We start from the raw sequence: 20,488 nt of genomic DNA on the forward strand, positions 1-20,488 counted from the left end.
GATCCCCTCGCTACCCAATCCAACGGGATCAAGGTAAGGCCGGGGGCAATGTCGGGCAGGCCGTGGGCCCGCGCACTCCACGTGCACAAGGTCGCAGGCGGGAAGCATGAAGTTCGCGTTCGCCGGCATCGACTTCCTCGGCGGCGTCTTCGAGGGCCTTCTGGATGCCGGCTGGACGCCGGTGAAGCTGTTCACCCGCCCCTGCGACGGAATTTACGACCACAACGACGTGATCGTCGCCCGCGCCCGGTCGCTGCGCATCCCGATCCAGCTCTCGCGGATCCGCGAGCGCGACATCGAGGCGATCCAGGCCGACCACGGCAAGGATTGGGCGCTGGTGGTGGCGGGCTATCCATGGCTGGTCCGCGGCTGGCGCGGACGGGCCGCCTACGGGTTCAACATCCACCCCTCGCCGCTCCCGATCGGGCGCGGCCCCTACCCGCTGTTCCGCGCCGTGCTCGACCGCTACGAGACCTGGGGGGTGACCGCCCATGTCCTTGCCGACGGCTTCGATACCGGCGACATCCTCGCGCAGGAGATGTTTCCGCTGAGCCCGCAGGAAACCCACGAGACCCTCCTGGCCAAATGTCAGATGGCAGCCCGACGGCTCGTGACAGGCCCGCTCGGTCGCGATTTACCCAGCCGCTGGCGCTGGGCCGAGCCGCAGGGCGACGGCTCCTACTGGCCGCGGGCCACCGACGGCGACCGGACCCTCGATTTCCGGCAGGACGTCGGCTCAGTCCTGCGCCGGGTCCGGGCGTTCGGCACGGTCGAGACCATCGCCCGCCTCGGCGATACGCGCGTCTACGTGGCGGAGGCCCAGGGCTGGCAGGAGCGGCACACCCACGCCGCCGGGGCGGTGGTGCATCGCCATCGTCGTCACATCGTGGTGGCGGCTCTGGACGGGTACGTCCAGATCACCCGCTGGTCGCCGCTGCCGCTCTCCGAATATGGTCAAGTCGGCCGCTAGGTCCGGGGCGGCGGGAACCGATGCGGGCCCGTCCGTGTTTCCGGCGTCCCTAGTTACGGAGTCCGACATGTCGACACGCGCCAGCCTCGCCGCGGCCCTCGGCTTCGCCGCCCTCTTCACCGGTTCGGCCTTCGCGCAGGCCGTCATCGTGGCACCCGACGATTTCGGGCCCGACGACGACGTTGTCGTGCGCGACTACATCGTTCGTCGTCCGGTCGGGCCGGGGCCGATCGTCGGGTCGATCCCGTTGCGGCCCGGCAGCATCGTGCCCGAGGATGTCCGCCTCGCGCCCTTCACGGATGCCCCCAATCCGCGCCTGCGCCGGTTCGGCTACTTCGTGGCCCCGGGTGACAAGATCGTGGTGGTCGATCCGGCTACGCGCGCCGTGGTGCGCATCCTCGATCGCTGAGGCGCGTCCGCGGAGCACTCACCAGTCGCTGAGGGGCGCTCGCTTCCACCGGTTCGGGGCCACGCAGCGATACTCGTAGTCTTGATCCCAGGCATGATCGCCGGGTGTGCAGGCATCGCTGCCGTTGCGCGGGGGGGTCGGCCGGGATTCCCGCACGGATGCCGCATCGAGGCGACCGGCATCACTGACCCGGAGCACCGGCATTCCGTCGCGCCCGTACACCAGTTCGTGCCCGTCGAACCCGAGACTGCGCGAGAAACCACCTGCGCGCGCGCCGTCGAGGCCGATCATCTGGCCCGTGCCGAGCAGGATCGGCACGGCGGTGAACGTGGCCGCAGCGGCGTCGATCCCGATGCCGTAGGTGCCTTCCCCCTGAAACGAGATCGCGCGATCCGTCACCGAGCCGGTGAGATTACCCATCAGGATGCCGTATCCGGTATGGGCGCCCGGCACGCCGCCGGTGGAGATCTGCAGACCGACCCGCTGGCGGTTGCGGTCCGTCGTCGGCGATTGCGCGGAGACGTCGATCTCGGCACCGATGCAGGAGGCGATCGGATCCGCCTCGTTGGTCATATCCACGCAATTGAAGTTTCCGGCCCAGGATGGGCCGACCGGACCGATCCCGTTCGGCTCCTTGAAGATCGTCCCGTTCACCGCGACGTTCTGGGCGCCGGTGCTGGCCAGGGCGCGGTTGTGCTGCTCACCGGTGATCGTCCACTCGTATCCGGCATTGTGCGGCCCGGTGGAGCCGAGCGCCCACAGCGCCTTGTAGGTGTGCGTCGGCTCGCCTGACCCGTCCGGCACATGCCGGTCGACGCGGAGCGTCGAGACCGAATCAAAGCCCTGCGGGCGATTCCACAAAAAGACGTGCCCGCCGTCGATCCCCAGCACGCCGGTACCCTGGACGTTCTGAGAGAAATTCGGCGGCCAGCCGAGCGGCGGCGCCGGAACGAGGGTTGGGGGCGGTCCGGGTGCCTCGGCGGCAGCCTGAAGCGGCACGTTCCCCAGAATACCGAGGAGGCTCGGCAGCAACAGCAGGCCTTTGCGCATGGCCGGACTCATCATCGGAGGGGACCGGACCGGGTCCGGTGAGACCCACAACGGATCACGCCCGGCCAGATAGGCCGGGGTCATCGGCGGGCGATGGCGCGATCGCCTCCGGCCGTGAACCGAAGACCGTCTGGCGGCGTAAACCCTTCCTGATCCGACGATCCGTTATCAAGGCCTGATCCAGTTCAGCGAGGGACGCGCGATGAAGGCCCTGCGAATCTTGAGAGTGTGGTTCCTCGTGTCTGTCCCGCTCGGCCTGATTGTGGGCCGATTCATCAAGGCCGGAAAGGGACCGCCAATGCGCCAGGAGAACGACCGATCCGACCGGCCGTGAAGACCGGCCGACGCGTCCACCAATCGAGGAGCTGGAGCGACAGCGCCACCGGACGGCAATCGTATGGAGGCTCTTGATTGGCGACACGGCTTATTCGTCAATTACATATTAGTAAATCATCGGCATTTTAGCTGAACTCGTGCCATGTTGGCCGACATGGGCAGGACGTTCGGCCATGTCTCGCAATGCCACGCCCCAGACCGGTTTCGTGGAGCGACGTCATACGGCGCGAAAGCCCACGGCGCTGTTTGCGTTCGCGCTGAGCCCGAGCGGCGCGCGCTTTCCCTGTCAGGTTCGAAACATCTCCGACCGTGGCGCGATGCTGGAATTCACCGGCTCGCATGCCGCGCTGGTCGAGAACACGTTCGAACTAGTGCTGACCGACAGCAAGGTGCGCTATGCGGTCGAAGTCGTCTGGCGGAAGGAGCGTACGGCCGGGGTGCTGTTCTGCCTGGACAAAGAATGACGCCCGGCAAGACGCTCCGGCAAATCGGAGGGGATAGCTTCAGGCCGTCAGGGCGGCCATCAGCGTGAGGCCGGCCGCTGGCAGGGCCTGAGCCGGGCCCCGAAGCTCTCGCGCGGTGCGGGCTCGCTGGCGCCGATCCAGCGGCGCTCCGCAAACGTCTCTGCGGCCGACCCCGCCAGCACGCGGCGGCCGCCGATGACGGACACGAGCACGGACATGAACCGCCGCTTCTCCGATGGGCCGCGCGCACGATCGCCCCTGTGCGGCGTACGCCGGCCGCGGCGATACGGTTCACTGGCCAGCTCCAATCGCCGCTGCAGCCCGCCGGCCCGGTCACTCGGCGCCGGGGAATGGATGTGACGTTCCGCCCGGGTGAACGCGGCGCTTTGCACCCCCGCGGCGGGGAGAACTTGCAATCCGAGCCAGATTTGTCGAGGCCACCAGCGAGGGGCGCCGGACTCACCGGCCTGCGAAGCGGAAAGCGCGCGGATCTTCCATGACAAGGGGCAGCGGCGTGGCCGTCGGGGACGATGGCTGGTTGTACTGGGTCGGGCGCGCCCGCGAGGTCGAGAACTTCTACGGCGACAGCGCCCTGTCACGCCGGATCCTCGAGCGATGGGCGCGGCGGATCGGCCAGCGCGCCAAGCGTCTCGACGAACTCGGGATTCGCCATGTTCACGCGGTCGTGCCCGACAAGCTCGCGGTCTATCCCGCGGCGCTCGGCCGATCCTTCCCCGGGCTCGACGATCCACCGGCCGTCCGCCTCGCGAGGCTGCTCAGCCCGAATGACCGCGCCCGGATGATCGATCTGCTGACACCGCTGCAGGCGGCGCGGGTGCATGAACCGGTCTATCTGCGGACGGATACGCATTGGACCTATTACGGCTATCTGGTCGCCTACCGGGCGCTGTGCGAGGCCCTGGATGCACCGGTGGCCGAGCATGTCTTCGCCGGCACGCGGGTGACCGAGCGATTCACCTTCGATCTCGGCGAGAAGCTCCAACCCCCGGTCGACGAGGCGTATGTCGCCTACGATTTTCCGCGCCGTGCGGAACGGATCGACGCAAATGCGCTGGTTCGGGTGCGCGAGGATGGTCTGGCGGTCCGGCAGCGCGGCTTGTTCGTCGGTTCGCGCGTCATCATGAGAAATTCTGCCGCACCGGATCCGCGCCGCGTGGTGCTGTTCGGCGATTCCTATATCTACAGCCCTGGGGCGCGCCTGACGGCGATGCTCGCGGAGACCTTTGCCGAGGTTCACGCGATCTGGTCGTCGAATTTGGATTGGGCTTACATTGAAGCCGTCCGGCCCGACCTGCTGATCTTTGAAATCGCCGAGCGCTTCCTGCGCCAGGTTCCAAACGATCGAATCCGCATCGACCGCTTTGCCGAGAAGAGGGCCAATCGAGCCCTTAGACCGACCCTGCGCGAGCGTCTGAGGGGATACCTGCGGTCGGCATCGGCTGCGAGATAAGCGCTCCGCCGTGACGCAGCCGCTTCGTCAAGGTTCCTCGGTTCCCTCCGGAACACGCCGAGATCAAACCGCACCCTGTGCAGGGCGCGTGGCCCCGCCGCGGCAACGCAGCGGGGCCTGGTTCGTCAGATTGAGTTTTCAGTATCCGCGGCCGTAATAGCCCGGGCCACCACGATCGAAGGCGCCCGCCGCAGCGGCACCGGCCGCCGCCCCCGCGATGCCAAGGCCGACGGCAGCGCCCGTCGAGAGACCGCGATGCCGGCGATAGCCGTAGTCGCGGTGACGACCATAGCCACGCTCGTAGCCGCGGCCATAACCGTAGCCATCGCGGTATCCGTAGCCCTGCGCCTGGGCACCACCCACGCCCAAAGTCCCAAGGCACAGCGTCACGGCGGAGAGGAGAGCCAGCTTTCGCATCGATGATCCTGTCGCAGTTGCGTTGTGGGTCCAACCCGAAGCGTGCCGATGGGTTCCAAACCCGTTGTCGGCCTGCAAACGGACGGTTTCATCCTGCACAACGGCCAAAACAGCGATGCGCAAGCCTCTCATTGACCGTCGACGTCTCGCGCAGATCTGCTGACGCCCGATCGCCCGTCAACCGATGCACGCCCGGGCCCGAAAGGGCATCCTGATTGGTTCGTGGGGTGGTTAACAGCCGGCGACCGCAATCTGCGTCGTATCATATCGGAATCGCCGCATACTCCGTACAGGCTACGCTCTATGCGCGCCAAGCAAGTATCTGTACCGACATATCTCTAGATACACGCAATGATACAGCGCTTCGCGGGGTCGATCTGCCGGAATGTCTTCGCTGTTCGCGGACCCGCTCGGCCGGGCCTTACTGACTCTCCTGACGACCGATCACGGCCTGCCCGGTGCGCCGCAGAGAGCGGTGCTGTTGCAAGCGCTTCTGGACCTGCGCGCCCAAGCCGAGACCAAAGGCGCATCGATGCAAGTCCGGGGGGCCATCCGTTCGGCTCTGTGGGCGTTGCGCGGGGAGTTTCCAGCCTCCGTCCGCGCCTCTGTCGCCAGGGCCACGGTGATGGCAGACGCCGGATCGAGATCCGCCCCCCAAGGCCTCTGAGTCCTCGAGCGCGCATGAACGTCCCCATCGGCCGGCGCGTGACTGTCATTCCGACGGGAGGATCGACATCGGACCGCCGCTTGCCCCGGGCATAAAGCCTGTTTCGTCCGGGCCTCGATGCGTCGTCCGTGGCGCTTCTCAAAACAGCGGCGGGGCAGCCCGTCCGAACGAGCCGGAGGTGGGATGCTGCTGAGGACCGGCCCCGGTCCCACGCTTCCCATGGGCGTCGCGGCTGCGATAGGACTGGTCCCGCGCGACCGTGCCGCGGTCGGGCCTTCAGCACCGTCGAGGAAGCCATGGCAGGCAGGGACGAGGCGGCGTGGCGCGTCGGCGTTCTGTTCTCCCGCAGCGGGGTCAGCGGCATCACCGAGACCGAGCATTTCCTCGGTACCGCGCTCGCCATTGAGGAGATCAACACGGCCGGCGGCGTGCTCGGCCGCCCGATCGCGCCGATCTGTTACGATCCCGCCGGGGACACCGACGCGTATCGGTCCTACGCCCGCCGGATGCTCGCCGAGGATGGGGCCGAGGTGGTGTTCGGATGCTCCCTCTCGGCCAGCCGCAAGTCGGTGCTGTCCACCGTGGAGCGGCACAACGGCCTGCTGTGGTATCCCTCGATCTACGAGGGGTTCGAGTATTCCGAGAACATCATCTACACCGGCGCGACCCTGAACCAGAACGTCTTCGCCCTGGCCGACTACCTCTTGCAGGAGCACGGCACCCGGATCTTCCTGATCGGCTCGGACTACATCTATCCGCGCGAATCGAACCGGGTAATGCGCGACCTCATCGAGACGAAGGGCGGGACCGTGATGGGCGAGCTCTACGTTCCCCTCGACGCGGACGACGCGGCCCATGCGGCGATGATCACCGCCATCCGGTACGCCGCGCCGGACGCCGTGTTCTCGACTGTGGTCGGGCGCGGGGCCGAACGTCTCTACCGTGCCTACGCCGAATCCGGGATCGACCGGGCGCATTGCCCGATCGCGAGTCTTACTTTGGCCGAGGGTCAGATCCAGGCGATCGGGCCCGAACTGTGCCGCGGCCACGTGCTGGCGACGTCCTATTTCGGAGCGCTCGCCGGCGAGGAGAATGCGCGCTTCGTATCGGCCTTTCAGGCCCGGTTCGGGACCGGGCGGCCGACCAGCATGTGGTCGCAGACCGCCTACGCGCAGGTCCACCTGTTCGCGCGCGCGCTGACGGAAGCCGGTACCCTCGATGCCGGTCGCCTCGGCGCGGCGGCGCTGCGCCAGCGCCTGGCCGCGCCGGAGGGCGACCTCACCTTCGACGGTGAGACCCGGCACATCTGGCTCACGCCCGGCATCGGCGTCGCCCGGGCCGACGGTCAGTTCGACGTCGTGTGGCGGGCACGCCGCCCGGTGCGGCCAGATCCCTATCTCGCATGGTCGCGCTTCGAGACGAACTGGCTGGACGAGGGCGTGGCCGCATGAGCGCGCCCGCCCGCAAGATCTTGGACGACCTGCGGCGCGCCCGCGCCCTCGTGATCCATCCCCGGGACGAGGAAGGCGCGGCGCTGCAGGAGCAGCTCCGCCGCCTCGGCTGTGCGGTTTCGCTGGCGTGGCCGCCACCGGCCGCCCTGCCGGGTGACATCGACACGCTGTTCATTCAACTCGACGACGCTCAGGTGATGCACCTCCTGCCGTCGATCGAGGCGATCGAGCCGGCCGTCATCGCCATCGTGGCCTATGAGAGCCCGACTTCCCTGAAGGCGATCGCCGACGTGAACGCGCACGGGGTGCTGAACAAGCCGCTCCATCCGCGGGGCGTCCTCACGCAGTTCGCCCTCGCCCGGTACCGGCGCAGCTACGAGGGCCGTCTGACCAGCAAGATCAACCGGCTGGAGGAGACGATGAAGGGCCGCCGCACGGTCGAGAAGGCGGTTCGTCTCCTCGTGGAGTTGAACCGGATCGACGAGGATGCCGCCTACAAGATGCTCCGCGATCGGGCGACCACCTCCCGGGTGCCGATGGCGAGCGTGGCCGAGGGTGTGGTCTCGGCCCACGAGGCGATGAGTGGCCTCGGCCTGCGCATCGCGTTGGCGGAAAAGCCCTGACTGTAGCAGTCTGCCGCAATTATCGGCTTGCCCTCGGGAAGACGACGGCTATCGTAACCGTATCGGGCAAGGTTGCCCCGCAGCAGGATTGCTGCATCACATCTCGGCTTTGAAGCCTCTGGACCGCGGATGACGTCTGCGCCCAGGGGCTTTTTGCGTTTTGGAGCTCTCATGATCCAAGCGAACGATCCCGCACGCCCGCCGATACGCGTGTCCTGCATCCAGTTCGCGCCGGAATTCGGTGCGGTCGAATCCAACATCACCCAGGCGGCCGAGCGCGTCCGCGCGGCCGCGGCGGAGGGCAGCCGGCTGATCGTCCTGCCGGAACTCGCCAGCACCGGCTACGTCTTCGAATCGCAGGCCGAGGCAGCCTCCCTCGCCGAGCCGGTGCCGGACGGACCGACCACCCGGGCCTGGGCAGCGCTGGCCGCGGAACTCGGCGTTCATATCGTGGCGGGGATCGCCGAGCGCACCGGCGTTGTCCTCTACAACGCCGCCGTGATCGTCGGACCCGAGGGCTATATCGGCACCTACCGCAAGGCGCATCTCTGGGACCAGGAGAACGTGTTCTTCGCCCGGGGCGACCTCGGCTTCCCGGTCTTCGACACGGCGCTCGGCAAGATCGGCATCGCGATCTGCTACGACGGATGGTTCCCCGAGACGTTCCGCCAGCTCGCGCTGGGCGGTGCCGAGATCGTCTGCATCCCGACCAATTGGGTTCCGATGCCCGACCAGCCCGCGGGCGAAGCCGCCATGGCCAACACCCTGCACCGGGCCGCAGCCCATTCGAACGGCCTCTTCATCGCCTGCGCCGACCGGGTCGGCGTCGAGCGCGGCCAGCCCTTCGAGGGACAGAGCCTGATCATTGGACCGAAGGGCTGGCCGCTCGCCGGCCCGGCAAGCCGCGAGGCTGCGGAAACCCTCTCGGCCCTGGTCGACCTCGACGCGGCCGGACGCAAGGACCTGAACGCGTTCAATTCCCTCCTGCGCGATCGCCGCACCGACATCTACGGCTGACGGTCACCGCCCCCATTCCCACCCGTTTCGAGGAGCCCCCTATGGTGAAGCATCTGATCATCGGTACCGCCGCCCTCGGGCTTGTCGCCTCGGCCGCGCAGGGTGCCGACGGCAAGCCGATCGTCATCGGCGTCCCGATCGGCCTGTCGGGCGCCAACAGCGTCGTCGCCCCCTCAGTGGTTCAGTCGGCTGAACTCGCCGTCGAGGAGATCAACGCCAAGGGCGGCGTGCTCGGCCGCAAGCTCGCCCTCGAGGTGGCCGATGACGCCTCCGGCGCGGCCGGCGCCCAGAAGGCATTCGACAGCCTGATCTATCAAAAGAAGGTCGATGTCCTGATCTCCATGGAGACGAGCGCGGCCCGGAACGCCGGTCTGCCCGCCGTCACCAAGGGCCGGGTGCCCTACATCTACACCTCGTTCTACGAGGGCCATTCCTGCAACAAGAACCTGTTCGTGGACGCCTGGGTGCCGGAGCAGCAGGTGCCGCCGGTGGTCGACGCCTTCAAGGCGAAGGGGGCCAAGACCTACTTCCTGATCGGCAGCGACTATGCCTTCGGCCGCGGGATGCTCGGCTTCGCCAAGAGCTACGTCGAGAAGACCGGCGGCAAGGTCCTAGGCGAGGAATACCTGCCGATGGACGGCAGCGATTGGACTGCGATCATCTCCAAATTGAAAGAGGCCAAGCCTGACGCGCTGATCACGTCGACGGCCGGCGGCGCACCGAACGTGACGCTGACGAAGCAGCTGCGCGGCGCGGGTGTCACCCTGCCCTTTGCCAACCTCGCGTTAGACGAGGGCACCGCCAAGAGCATGGGGGCCGATGCCGAGGGCGTCTATTTGTCCGCGTCCTACGTCACCGGGATCGACGGCGCCGAGAACAAGGCGTTCCTCGCCGCCATGAAGAAGAAGTTCGGCGCCGAGCTGCGCACGCCGAACGACCTCTCGGTTCCGGAATATGAGGCGATCTACCTCTACAAGGCAGCCGTCGAGAAGGCGGGCGGGACTGAGACCGTCAAGGTCTTGGAGGCGCTGCCGACGGTGAGCTTCACCGGTCCGCGGGGCACGATCCGCATGAGCAAGCAGCATCACGCGCCGCTGACGATGTATCTCGGCCAGATCCAGGCGGACGGCACCGTGAAGGTCGCCGACACCTTCAAGGATGTCGATCCCGGGGAGCAGTGCCCGAAGCTGCAATGAGGGAAGCGCGCTGAGGGAATCGCGGAACTCCCGACGTAGCAGAGCGGGGAGGGAGCGCCTCGCTACCCACTGCCTCCCCTGCCGTTCCCGCACACCCGGAACCCTCCGATGCTGCTGACCCTCGACATCCTGACCACCGCGGCGATCCTGTTCATCGTCTCGATCGGCCTCCTGGCGATCTTCGGCGTGCTCAAGATCATCAACTTCGCCCACGGGGCGTGGCTCACGGTCGGGGCCTATTGCGCGGTGGTGACAGCAAAGCTCGGGCTCAACCCGTGGCTGGCGCTGCCGCTGGCCTTCCTCGTCGGCGCGGTTCTGGGCGGCATTGCGGAGCACTTCATCATCCGCCCGCTCTATCGCAGGCCGCTCGACGCGATCCTGGCCACCTGGGGGCTCGGCATCGTGGTCGGGCAGCTCGTCACCCTGGGTTTAGGCCGGGACGTCCAGCTCACGCCGAATCTCTACGCCGGCACCGTCGCATTCCTCGGCGTGGATTACTCCGCCTACCGCCTCGTCGCGCTCGGCATCGCGCTGGTGATCGGTACCATGTTCGCGCTCGCCATCGAGCGGACACGCCTCGGCCTCTCGGCGAGGGCGGTGATCATGAACGAGACGCTGGCGCGCAGCCTGGGCATCGACACGGGCCGCGTGCGCCTCGTGGTGTTCATGATCGGCGCCGGCCTCGCGGCGCTGGCCGGCGTTCTGCTGACGCCGCTGACCAGCGTCGATCCGAACATGGGCGTCGCGTGGCTGATCGGCGCCTTCATGCTGGTGATGGTCGCCGACGCCTCGTACCTCGCCCTGGCGGCGGCCTGCCTCGTCTTCGGGGCAGCGCAGGTCCTGATCAGCACCTTCGTGAGCCCGATCCTGGGCAGCATCGCCATCGCGGTGCTGGCCGCCCTCGTGCTTCGGATCAGCCCGAAAGGTTTCTCCCGTGCTTGAGACCGCTCCCGTCGCCCGGCGTGCCGTGCCGGCGCCCGGCCGGCGACCCCGCCTGGCCCGCACGGCGCCCTTCGTGGTCGCCGGTCTCACCGCCCTGGCGCTCTGGATCGCGCCGCTTGTCCTCGACACCTTCGCGGTCAACGTCCTGACGCGCTCGATGATCTACGCCGTGCCGGCCGTCACCGTGGACTTGCTCTGGGGCTTCGCCGGCATCCTGACCTTCGGGCAGGCGGCCTTCTTCGGCGTCGGCGCCTACGCGGCCGCCATGATCCTGAACGCCTACGGGGCGACGCCGCTGGGCATCGCTGCGGCATTGGCCACCGCGATCGCCGCGCCGGCGCTGCTCGGCCTCGTGGTCGGCTGGCTATCCTTCTACCACCGCTCGACGCCGCTCTACGCCTCGGTGATCTCGCTGGTTGTCCCAATCGTGGTGGTCCAGCTCATCTACGCGGGCGGGGAATGGACTGGCTCCAGCAGCGGCCTCGTCGGCTTCGACGTGCTGCCCTTTGAGATCGAAGGCTATTTTCGCCTTGCAGCCCTGGTTCTGGTCGCCGTCACCCTGGCCGCCTGGATCCTCGTGCGCTCGGATGCCGGACGCGCCCTCGTGGCGCTCCGGGACAACGAGGCGCGCTGCGCCTATCTCGGCCTCAATCCCCGCCGCCTGCAGATCCTGCTGACGGCCGGACTCGCCGCCGTTGCGGGTTTCGCGGGCTTCCTGTTCGCCAACGCCTCGGGCGTCGTCGCCCCGGAGAATGCCGGGTTCCTGTTCGGCACCGAACTGGTGATCTGGGTCGCGCTTGGCGGCCGCGGCACGCTGCTCGGCCCGGTGCTTGGCACGATCGCCATCGATTACCTCGCGGCGAACCTGTCCGGGGACCTGCCCTTCCTCTGGCAGCTCCTGCTGGGAACGGCCTTCGTGGCCATCATCATCCTGCTGCCCGGTGGCCTTGCCGACCTCGTCGGCCGACTGTGGCGGGTGCTGCCGTTCGGCCGGTCAGGGCCATCCGCCCCCGCGCTCGCGGCCCGGGAGGACGGGACGGAGCCGACGGCCACCGATACCTCCATCCTCAAGGTCCAGGGCCTCGCCAAGGCTTATGGCAGCCTGACGGTGCTGGAAGCGATCGACCTCGAGATCCGGGCCGGCGAACTCGTGAGTTTGGTCGGTCCGAACGGCGCCGGAAAGACGACCCTGATGCGCTGTCTCAGCGACGGCACCGAGCCGTTCACGGGCTCGATCGCCGTCGGCGGTACCGCCATCACCGGGCTGACCCCGAACCGGATCGTCGGGCTCGGGGTCGGGCGCAAGTTCCAGGTCGCGAGCGTCTTCGAGAGCCTGTCGGTCGCGGATTGCCTGCGGCTCGCCCGGGCCTCGCACGACGGGTTGAACCCGACCGGCCGGGCCGCGACGCTGGGCCTGCCGCAGGCCGCCCTCGACGTCCTGCGGATGACAGGTCTCGACCGCCGGCTTCCGGAGCCCGCCCGGCTCCTGTCGCACGGGCAGAAGCAGGCCCTCGAACTCGCCATGGTGGTGGCGCTGGAGCCGCGCCTGATTTTGCTCGACGAGCCGACCGCCGGCCTGACCAAAGCCGAGCGCACCACGATCGGACGCGTTCTCAAGGATCTCACCGCCAACGGGCGGATTGCCGCCGTGCTGGTCGAGCACGACCTCGACTTCGTGCGGGAGATCTCGTCGCGGATCGTGGTGCTGCACCAGGGCCGGCTGGTCCTCGACGGCACGGTCGAAGCGGTGGTCGGCTCCGAGCTGGTCCGGACCATCTATTCGGGAGGCGCCCATGGCTGAAGCGATGACGGACGCGACAGCCGCGGCGGCGCGGGTCGCGCCGGCGGGGGCCGCCCTCGCCCTGGACAACGTCGCGAGCGGCTACGGGGCCGTCTCGATCGTGAAGGGCGTCTCCCTGTCGGTGGCGCCCGGGGAGATCGTCGCTCTTCTTGGCAAGAACGGCATGGGCAAGACCACCCTGCTCAAGACCATTTTGGGCATGGTGGCGCTGCGCGGCGGCGGGATCACTATCGACGGACAGGCACTCGGGACCCTGTCCCCCGCCAAGCTCGTCGCCCTGGGCGTCGGATACGCCCCCCAGGAGCAGCCCCTGTTCCAGGATCTTTCGATCCGCGACAACCTGCGCCTCGCAGTCCCGTCGGACCGGCATCTGCCGGCGGCGCTGGAGCGGCTGTTCGGCCATTTCCCCTTCCTGAAGGACCGCCTCGCCCAGCGCGCCGGGACGCTCTCCGGTGGCGAGCAGAAGATGCTGATCCTCGGGCGCGCGCTGATGCTGCGCCCGCGCCTCCTCCTCATCGACGAGATCTCCGAGGGGGTTCAACCCTCCATGGTCGAGCGCCTGCGCAAGGTCCTGCTGGCCGAGCGCGACGGTGGCCTGTCCATGCTGGTGGTCGAGCAACATGTCGCCTTCGCCCTCGGCCTCGCCGACCGCTACGCGGTGCTGAAGCTCGGCGAGATCGTGGACAGCGGCTCCACCAAGGCCCCAGACGCGCAGGCGCGCGTCATCGACCACCTTGCGGTGTGATCCCCCATGGAGCTCAACACCTTCTCCATCGCGGCCCGTTGCCCCCGGACCGGACAGCTCGGCGTCGCCGTGGCGAGCGCCGTCCCGGCCGTGGGCGGGCTCTGCCCGTATATCCGGGCCGGGATCGGCGCCGTCACGACCCAGTCCTGGGTGAACCCCTACCTCGCCCTACGCATTCTGGATGGGCTCTCTGAGGGGAAAGATGCAAATGCAACCCTGACGGCGGCGCTCGGCACCGATGATCGGGCGGATCTGCGCCAGATCGGGTTGGTCGACAGCAACGGGACAGCCGCCTGCTGGACCGGCGCCGGATGTACCGCAGAGGCCGGGCACCGCAGCGGGGCAGGCTACGCCGTTCAGGGCAACATGCTGGCCAGCGCCGACGTGATCGACGCCATGGCTCGGGCCTTCGAGGACAGTGCGGCCTGCGATCTCGACGAGCGGCTGATACGGGTTCTCGAAGCCGGAGAGGCTGCGGGTGGCGACCGCCGGGGCAAGCAATCGGCGGCGCTGAAGATCGTCGACACCGAAGATTATCCCCGTTTCGACCTGCGCGTCGACGAGCACGGGCGCCCGGTCGCCGAACTGCGCCGGATCCTCGCCGTCGCCCGGCGGCAGCTCATCCCCTTCGTGGCCGGGATGCCGCGGCGGGATGGCCCGGCCGGCGCGTTGCCGGAGGATGTCGCCGCCATGCTGCTCCGGCCGCCCGCGGACAGACCCGGCGCGGACTCCCACGGCGCGCCGGATCTGCTGCTCGATATCATTGGCCTGTCGCCGGAAGCGGCCGGACGGGTCGCGCACCTGCAATCCCGCTTCGCCCCGATCCTGGACGAGATCCGGACGCTGCGCAGCCTCGACCTTACCTCTGTCCACCCGCCGGTCGTCTTCGACCCGAATCTTCCCTATCGCCGGCCGGCCCAAGGCTGTCACCCCATGACTGATGCCCCATGACTGACGCCCTCTGGTCCCTGCCGATCACGGAGCTCGCTCGACGGATTGCGGGGCGGTCGTTGTCGAGCGTCGAACTGGTCGGGGCCTGTCTCGACCGGATCGAACGCCTCGACGGCGATCTTCAGAGCTTCGTATGTCTGTCGGCGGACGCCCTGGAGATGGCGCAGGCGGCCGACGCGGAGATCGCGAAAACCGGTCCGCGGGGGCCGCTCCACGGGATCCCGATCGGCATCAAGGACAATTACACGACGGCCGACCTGCCGACCCGGGCTGGGACGGCGGTCGACGCGCTGACCTTCCCGCGGACGGACAGCCACTGCGTGGCGAAGCTGCGGGCGGCGGGCGCGGTGATCCTCGGCAAGCTGCGCATGCACGAATTCGCCTGGGGCATGGTCACGCCGCCGACGCGCAATCCCTGGGATCTCGCGCGGGTGCCGGGGGGCTCCAGCGGCGGTTCGGGGGCCGCGGTGGCGGCCGGGCTCTGTCCGGCGGCCCTGGGCTCGGATACGGGCGGTTCGATCCGCATCCCGGCGGCCCTGTGCGGCGTCGTCGGCCTCAAGCCGACCTACGGGCGGATCGGCCGCTCGGGGATCGTGCCGCATTCCTGGTCCCTCGACCATGCCGGACCGCTGAGCCGGACGGTGGCCGATGCGGCGCTCCTGCTCGGCGTCCTCGCCGGGTCCGATCCGGACGATCCGGCGGCCTCGTCAGCCCCGGTGCCGGACTATCGCGCCGCCCTTGCCGCGCCGGTCCGAGGCCTGCGCGTGGCGGTGATCCGCAACCACTTTTTCGAGGCGATCGACGCGGACGTCGCCGCCGCCGTCGAAGCGGCGATCCGCTTCTTCGCCGGGGAGGGCTGCCCGGTGCGGGACGTCGCGGTACCATCCCTGCGCTACGGGCTCGGCGCCATCTACGCGATCGAGCTGGCCTCTTCGGCGGCCTATCACGACCGCAATCGCGCGCAGGGCCATGTGAACGGCTTCGCGGCGGATGTGCGGGACCTTGTGGAAATGGGCCGGTTCGTCACCGGACCGGACTACCTGCGGGCCGAGCAGGCCCGGGCGCTGATCATGGCCGAGATGGCCGCCACCCTGGCGGAAGCGGATGTGATCGTCACCCCCACCGCGCCATTGACGGCGTGGCGGTCCGACGAATCCACGGTGACGATCGCGGGACGGCCGGAGAGCGTCCTGGCGGCCTCGTGGCGCCTCACCTATCCGTTCAATCTCACGGGACTTCCGGCCCTCGCACTGCCCTGCGGCTTCGACCGGCGGGGCCTGCCGATCAGCCTGCAGATCGCCGCCCGGCCCTTCGCGGAGGATCGGCTCCTCGCCTTCGCCCATCGGTATGAACAGGCCCACGATTGGTGGCGCCAAGTCCCGCCCTTCGCACGCGAGCCCTGACCAATGGCGCAGGGCCAGCCGAACATCCGGTGTCACGTCAGGCAGCAGCGCTAACCTATCGGGGATGGCACCCGATCGAACTCCATGACGCCTCGGCCGTTCCAAAGCTGCAGCAACAGCACGGACAACCGCATGACACGCACGACGATGGCGCTCGCTGGCGCCCTGAGTATCGCTCTGGCAAGCCCCACGGCGGCACAGATTGTCACCGGGGGTGCCGGCAACACAGGCGTGGCCGCGCCAAACGCGGTGGGCGGCGTGGCCCCTGGCGCTCGAGATCTCGGCCCTAGCCCAATCACCCGAGGCAATGAGGCCAGTCCCAGCAACTCGTCGGTACCCGGGACAACGCCCGGAGTGAATATCGGCGGCACACCCACCAGCGGGCCGCCCGGAACCGGGGGCACATCGGGTGGCCCGTCCCTGAGCGGACGCTAGTCGGCCAGTACGGCGATGAGCGAGAACGAGCCGGCGAGCACGAAAGTGCCCGCCACCAGGGTGGCGATCAGGAGCATCGGGAAAGCCTCGGGGCGCTGAACAGCGCAGCTTTCTCAGGAACGCACACGGCTATGCTTGGTTGCGAGGCCGAATGCCGGGCATCAATACCCACCCCCTGCCCCGATCTGCTCAAAGGGCGGTGCCGCCTGTCCTGACGAACCAGCCCTGCTCCGGGACGCTACGCGGCCCAGCCCCATGATGGACCCGCTGGATCAAACGGCCGAAACCGACGTTGGGCTGAAGGTGTCAAAGCCTTGGGCTGGCAAGAACTGAAGAACCAGCCACTTCCTGCCCGGGCGCAACCCGCGCCTGATGCGGGGAAGCACCGAATTTTTGTGCGAGTCAACTTACAGTTCTTGCTGGTAGATTGGTGAGCGCGCTGGGACTCGAACCCAGGACCTACAGATTAAAAGTCCGTTGCTCTACCAGCTGAGCTACGCGCTCGCGTCCCGCTCGCGCCCGGATTGCGGGGCGCCGGGGACGGCGCGTCCGCAATAGGTGAGGTGAACCGGGGGGTCAACACGCGAGCGGGGACAACGCTCAGTCTGGGTCGGTCCGCCCGCGCTCCACGATCGCGCGCGCCTCGTCGAAGGCGGCATCCGGGTCGAGTTCCGTCGTGTCGAGCCGAACGGCGTCGTCGGCCATGCGCAGGGGCGCGGCGGTCCGGGAGGAATCGCGGGCGTCGCGGGCCTCGATGTCGGACAGGATGGCCGCAAAGGTCGCGTCCTCACCGCGGCCGGCCAATTCCCGATGGCGGCGGCGTGCCCGCTCCGCCGAGGATGCGGTGATGAACAGCTTCACCTCGGCGTCCGGACAGACCACCGTGCCGATGTCGCGCCCGTCGAGCACCGCACCCTGCGGCGCGGCGGCGAAGCGCCGCTGCCACAGGAGCAACCCGGCGCGGACATCCGGCACCGCCGAGATCCGCGAGGCCGCCTCGCCCATCGCCCGGTCCCGCAGACGCGGATCGTCGAGCTTCTCCGGATCCAGCGCCTGCGCGGCCTTGGCGGCGGCCCCGTGATCGTCGAGCGACAGGCCAGCATCGATCAGCGCCAGGGCCACGGCCCGGTAGAGCAGACCCGTATCGAGGTGCGGCAAGCCGTAATGGTCGGCCAAGCGCTTGGCCAGCGTGCCCTTGCCCGAAGCGGCCGGTCCGTCGATCGCGATCACGAACGGCATGGGATTCAACCTCCGATCTGGCCGCCGAGGGCCCGCATGGTCGGCAGAAAGGTGGGGAAGCTCGTGGCAATCATCGCGCCGTCATCGACCGTCACCGGGTCCCGCGTGGCGAGCCCCATCACCAGGAACGCCATGGCGATGCGGTGATCGAGATGGGTCGCCACCGTGCCGCCACCACGGGCCGCATTGCCGTCCCCCTCGACCACGAGGTCGTCGCCTTCGACCGTGTGGCGGACGCCGTTGGCCGCGAGACCCGCCGCTACGGCGGCGAGGCGGTCGGATTCCTTCACGCGCAGTTCGTGCAGGCCATTCATCCGCGTCCGGCCCCCGGCGAAGCTCGCCGCCACCGCGAGCACCGGATACTCGTCGATCATGGCCGGCGCCCGTTCGGCCGGGACATCGACGCCCGTGAGGCGGCTCGATCGGACGCGGAGGTCGGCAACGGTCTCGCCCCCCTCCTCCCGCTCGGCCACACGCTCGATCTGCGCCCCCATTTCGAGCAAGGTCGTGATCAAGCCCGTGCGCAGCGGGTTCATCATCACGCCCTCGATCACCACGTCCGAGCCCGGCACGATCAGCGCCGCCACCAGCGGAAACGCCGCCGAGGACGGATCGGCCGGCACCACCACGTCGGTCCCGCGCAGGGTCGGCTGACCGGTGAGCGCGACGCGGCGGCCGTGGCCTCCGGGTCCATGCGGCACAACCTCGACCGCGGCGCCGAACAGGCGCAGCATCCGCTCGGTGTGGTCGCGGGTCGCGGCGGCCTCGATCACCGTCGTGGTCCCGGGGGCGTTGAGGCCGGCGAGCAGCACCGCCGATTTGATCTGCGCCGAGGCGGCCGGCGTCTCGTAGGTGATCGGGATCACCTCCCTGGGTCCGCGCAGGGTCAGCGGCACGCGCCCGCCCTCGGCCTCGGCTAGAACCTGCGTGCCCATGCGGGTCAGCGGATCGAGGATACGGCGCATCGGCCGAGAGCGCAGGGAGGCGTCGCCGTCGAAGGTCGCGGTGACGGGCTGGCCGCCGACCACGCCCATCATGAGCCGGGAGCCAGTGCCGGCATTGCCGAAATCCAGGACCTCGGCCGGATCGCCGAGGCCGCCGATGCCTACGCCCCGCACGCGCCAGCGCCCGGAACCGAGGCGCTCGACGCCGGCGCCCAGAGCCTTGGCGGCGGCGGCGGTGCGCAGCACGTCGTCACCTTCGAGGAGGCCCTCGACTCGGGTCTCGCCCTCGCTCAACAGACCGAGGATCATCGCCCGGTGGGAAATCGACTTGTCGCCGGGTGGGCGGAGCCGTCCCCGCAGGGCCGAGCCAGGGGTCGCTGTGAGAGGTTCGGGGGATGAAGCGTGCGACACGGAACGTCCGTTCGGGCTCGATGGTGGGCCGGGATCCGGCGCGTCGCACGGCATGGCCGCGCCGCTGCAATCGGACCGTGAAATCGCCGTGCGGTTAACACGCGCACCGTCGGACGTCATCCACGGATACCTTCGCGACCGCGCCGCCCGGATCGCGTCTCGTCGGGTTCGATTGACAGGGGCGGCGCCCACGACTAACGGGGCCGCTCCCCCGAGACAGTAGTAGACGACGAGGTGTCCCCCCGTGGCCCGACCGGAACTTGGCTTGAAGCGCCAGTGCATGAGCTGCGGCGCGAAGTTCTACGACCTCGCCCGCGACCCGGCCATCTGCCCGAAATGCGGGGCGGTCTATCAGGCGGTCGCCACATCGAGCCGTGCGGCGCCTCCGGCGCTGTCGCGCGCCGCGCCGACCAATGACGATGAGGACGACACGGACGAGAAGGGGCCGGAGCTGGTCTCCCTCGACGAAGTCGAAGCCGCAGAGGACGAGGCGGATCCCACACCCGACGACGAGACGGTCGAGGATGGGGATTCGACCGAGGACGATACCTTCCTCGAGGAGGAGGATGCCGGCGACGACGATGTCTCCGATCTCATCGACGGCGATATCGAGAACGACGAGGAGGGCTGAGGCGGTCTCCGCCTCCCCACCAAAAAAACCCCCGATCGAGGCGAAAAAAGGGGGTTGAGTCCGCGGCGCGAGCCGCCTATAGAACCGGCCTCGCCGGACGCCAGCCGGACGGCGAGACCCCCGCGGAACCCAAACCGCGGTGGATGAAAGTGGGGCCTTAGCTCAGCTGGGAGAGCGCTTCCATGGCATGGAAGAGGTCATCGGTTCGATCCCGTTAGGCTCCACCATCCTCCTCTAGCGCGACGCGGCCCGGACGGCCTGCCTTGCGCTTCGTTTCCCGCCTACACCGATCCTGGCGACAGCTCGAGCCGATTGCTCAGCGGGTCAAATGCCCGAGCGGCAGGGCCGTCGTGTACTTCACCTGCCCCAGCGCGAAGCTGGACCGGATGTTGGCCACCCCGGGGATCCGGGTGAGATGGTCGAGCACGAGCTTCTGGTACTGGCCCAGATCCTCCACCACCACCCGCAACATGTAGTCGGCCTCGCCGCTCATCAGGTAGCACTCCATCACCTCCGGGCGGCTGCGCACCGCCTCGTCGAAGGCCTGGAGCGCGGCTTGGGTCTGCTTCTCCAGCGAAACGTGCACGAAGACGTTGACCGCGAGCCCCAAACTCAGCGGATCGACCACCGCGACGCAGCCGCGGATCACGCCCGCTGCCTTCAACTCGTTGACGCGCCGCCAGCACGGCGAGGCCGAGAGGCCGACCCGCTCAGCGAGATCCGCAATGCTGATCTCACTGTCCTCCTGAAGGCATTCGAGGATGCGCAGCGAGGCTGCATCCAGGGAAACCGATCGCGGCGCCATACGACTGCTCCCGTGTATCGAGCCGGCCTGTCATGCCGCTCATCGCCGGATGGAAAAGGCTTCTCCAGCATCAATTGTCCCCAGATGGGTCGAATTCACCCTGGATAGAG

Annotated in this window: 20 protein-coding genes and 2 tRNA genes; 15 read left to right on the top strand and 7 right to left on the bottom strand. The window is 68.6% G+C overall.

What is annotated here, in order from left to right:
* The first annotated feature begins 106 nt into the window (after nt 1-106).
* Together MKK88_RS10785 and MKK88_RS10790 are read left to right on the top strand one after the other, a co-directional pair.
* Nucleotides 107-970, top strand: coding sequence for a methionyl-tRNA formyltransferase (locus MKK88_RS10785; protein ID WP_243999492.1), 864 nt, complete (start codon nt 107-109; stop codon nt 968-970).
* A gap of 67 nt (nt 971-1,037) precedes the next feature.
* Nucleotides 1,038-1,379, top strand: a complete 342-nt coding sequence (locus MKK88_RS10790; RefSeq protein ID WP_243999494.1) for a DUF1236 domain-containing protein — start codon at nt 1,038-1,040, stop codon at nt 1,377-1,379.
* An 18-nt stretch (nt 1,380-1,397) separates the two neighbouring features.
* Here the strand turns inward: MKK88_RS10790 and MKK88_RS10795 are convergent, their stop codons facing one another.
* On the bottom strand, nt 1,398-2,429 hold the full coding sequence (locus MKK88_RS10795; protein WP_243999496.1) for a hypothetical protein: 1,032 nt from the start codon (nt 2,427-2,429) through the stop codon (nt 1,398-1,400).
* Nucleotides 2,430-2,938: 509 nt separating this feature from the next.
* Here MKK88_RS10795 and MKK88_RS10800 point away from each other — a divergent pair.
* A complete protein-coding gene (locus tag MKK88_RS10800) occupies nt 2,939-3,229 on the top strand; it encodes a PilZ domain-containing protein (protein ID WP_243999498.1) in 291 nt (96 codons plus the stop codon).
* Between the two features lie 59 nt (nt 3,230-3,288).
* Here MKK88_RS10800 and MKK88_RS10805 read toward each other — a convergent pair whose 3' ends face one another.
* Nucleotides 3,289-3,447, bottom strand: coding sequence for a hypothetical protein (locus MKK88_RS10805; protein ID WP_243999500.1), 159 nt, complete (start codon nt 3,445-3,447; stop codon nt 3,289-3,291).
* A 296-nt stretch (nt 3,448-3,743) separates the two neighbouring features.
* Here MKK88_RS10805 and MKK88_RS10810 point away from each other — a divergent pair, with 296 nt between their 5' ends.
* Nucleotides 3,744-4,700 (top strand): alginate O-acetyltransferase AlgX-related protein, encoded by a 957-nt coding sequence (locus MKK88_RS10810; RefSeq protein WP_243999502.1) that lies wholly within the window; start codon nt 3,744-3,746, stop codon nt 4,698-4,700.
* 138 nt (nt 4,701-4,838) lie between these two features.
* Here the strand turns inward: MKK88_RS10810 and MKK88_RS10815 are convergent, their stop codons facing one another.
* Entirely contained in the window at nt 4,839-5,117 is a 279-nt protein-coding gene (locus MKK88_RS10815; protein ID WP_243999504.1) for a hypothetical protein, read from the bottom strand.
* A 963-nt stretch (nt 5,118-6,080) separates the two neighbouring features.
* Between MKK88_RS10815 and MKK88_RS10820 the strand changes: the two genes are divergently transcribed.
* From MKK88_RS10820 to MKK88_RS10860, 9 genes are all read left to right on the top strand, one after another.
* On the top strand, nt 6,081-7,235 hold the full coding sequence (locus MKK88_RS10820) for a transporter substrate-binding domain-containing protein (RefSeq protein WP_243999505.1): 1,155 nt from the start codon (nt 6,081-6,083) through the stop codon (nt 7,233-7,235).
* Nucleotides 7,232-7,858, top strand: a complete 627-nt coding sequence (locus MKK88_RS10825; protein WP_243999507.1) for an ANTAR domain-containing response regulator — start codon at nt 7,232-7,234, stop codon at nt 7,856-7,858. The genes MKK88_RS10820 and MKK88_RS10825 overlap by 4 nt, the downstream gene beginning before the upstream one ends.
* Nucleotides 7,859-8,029: 171 nt before the next feature.
* The gene (locus MKK88_RS10830) at nt 8,030-8,875 is read left to right on the top strand and encodes a nitrilase family protein (protein WP_243999509.1); all 846 of its coding nucleotides are present in this window, start codon (nt 8,030-8,032) and stop codon (nt 8,873-8,875) included.
* Between the two features lie 41 nt (nt 8,876-8,916).
* A complete protein-coding gene (locus tag MKK88_RS10835; protein ID WP_243999511.1) occupies nt 8,917-10,071 on the top strand; it encodes a substrate-binding protein in 1,155 nt (384 codons plus the stop codon).
* Nucleotides 10,072-10,179: 108 nt separating this feature from the next.
* Nucleotides 10,180-11,013: a branched-chain amino acid ABC transporter permease gene (locus tag MKK88_RS10840; protein ID WP_243999513.1), complete on the top strand. Its 834-nt coding sequence runs from the start codon at nt 10,180-10,182 to the stop codon at nt 11,011-11,013.
* A gap of 25 nt (nt 11,014-11,038) precedes the next feature.
* Entirely contained in the window at nt 11,039-12,814 is a 1,776-nt protein-coding gene (locus MKK88_RS10845; protein WP_409566642.1) for an ABC transporter permease subunit, read from the top strand.
* 4 nt (nt 12,815-12,818) lie between these two features.
* Entirely contained in the window at nt 12,819-13,559 is a 741-nt protein-coding gene (locus tag MKK88_RS10850) for an ABC transporter ATP-binding protein (protein WP_243999557.1), read from the top strand.
* 6 nt (nt 13,560-13,565) lie between these two features.
* Entirely contained in the window at nt 13,566-14,510 is a 945-nt protein-coding gene (locus MKK88_RS10855; RefSeq protein ID WP_243999517.1) for a DUF1028 domain-containing protein, read from the top strand.
* Nucleotides 14,507-15,913 carry an amidase gene (locus tag MKK88_RS10860; RefSeq protein ID WP_243999519.1) on the top strand — a complete coding sequence of 469 codons (1,407 nt, stop codon included), beginning with the start codon at nt 14,507-14,509 and terminating at the stop codon, nt 15,911-15,913. The genes MKK88_RS10855 and MKK88_RS10860 overlap by 4 nt, the downstream gene beginning before the upstream one ends.
* A gap of 863 nt (nt 15,914-16,776) precedes the next feature.
* On the opposite strand, the gene MKK88_RS10865 is transcribed toward MKK88_RS10860, so the two are convergent.
* The 3 genes from MKK88_RS10865 to aroA form a co-directional block, all read right to left on the bottom strand.
* Nucleotides 16,777-16,852: transfer RNA gene (locus MKK88_RS10865), tRNA-Lys, on the bottom strand.
* Between the two features lie 96 nt (nt 16,853-16,948).
* Nucleotides 16,949-17,587: a (d)CMP kinase gene (gene cmk / locus MKK88_RS10870; protein ID WP_243999521.1), complete on the bottom strand. Its 639-nt coding sequence runs from the start codon at nt 17,585-17,587 to the stop codon at nt 16,949-16,951.
* A gap of 5 nt (nt 17,588-17,592) precedes the next feature.
* Complete coding sequence (aroA, locus tag MKK88_RS10875) at nt 17,593-18,942, bottom strand: 3-phosphoshikimate 1-carboxyvinyltransferase (RefSeq protein WP_243999523.1); 1,350 nt, start codon at nt 18,940-18,942, stop codon at nt 17,593-17,595.
* Nucleotides 18,943-19,186: 244 nt separating this feature from the next.
* On the opposite strand from aroA, the gene MKK88_RS10880 reads away from it, so the two are divergent.
* Complete coding sequence (locus MKK88_RS10880) at nt 19,187-19,573, top strand: TIGR02300 family protein (protein ID WP_243999525.1); 387 nt, start codon at nt 19,187-19,189, stop codon at nt 19,571-19,573.
* A 151-nt stretch (nt 19,574-19,724) separates the two neighbouring features.
* Nucleotides 19,725-19,800: transfer RNA gene (locus tag MKK88_RS10885), tRNA-Ala, on the top strand.
* A gap of 89 nt (nt 19,801-19,889) precedes the next feature.
* On the opposite strand, the gene MKK88_RS10890 is transcribed toward MKK88_RS10885, so the two are convergent.
* Nucleotides 19,890-20,378 (bottom strand): Lrp/AsnC family transcriptional regulator, encoded by a 489-nt coding sequence (locus MKK88_RS10890; protein WP_243999527.1) that lies wholly within the window; start codon nt 20,376-20,378, stop codon nt 19,890-19,892.
* Nucleotides 20,379-20,488 lie beyond the last annotated feature (110 nt).

This window comes from Methylobacterium sp. E-005 (assembly GCF_022829725.1).
Taxonomy (GTDB): Bacteria; Pseudomonadota; Alphaproteobacteria; order Rhizobiales; family Beijerinckiaceae; genus Methylobacterium.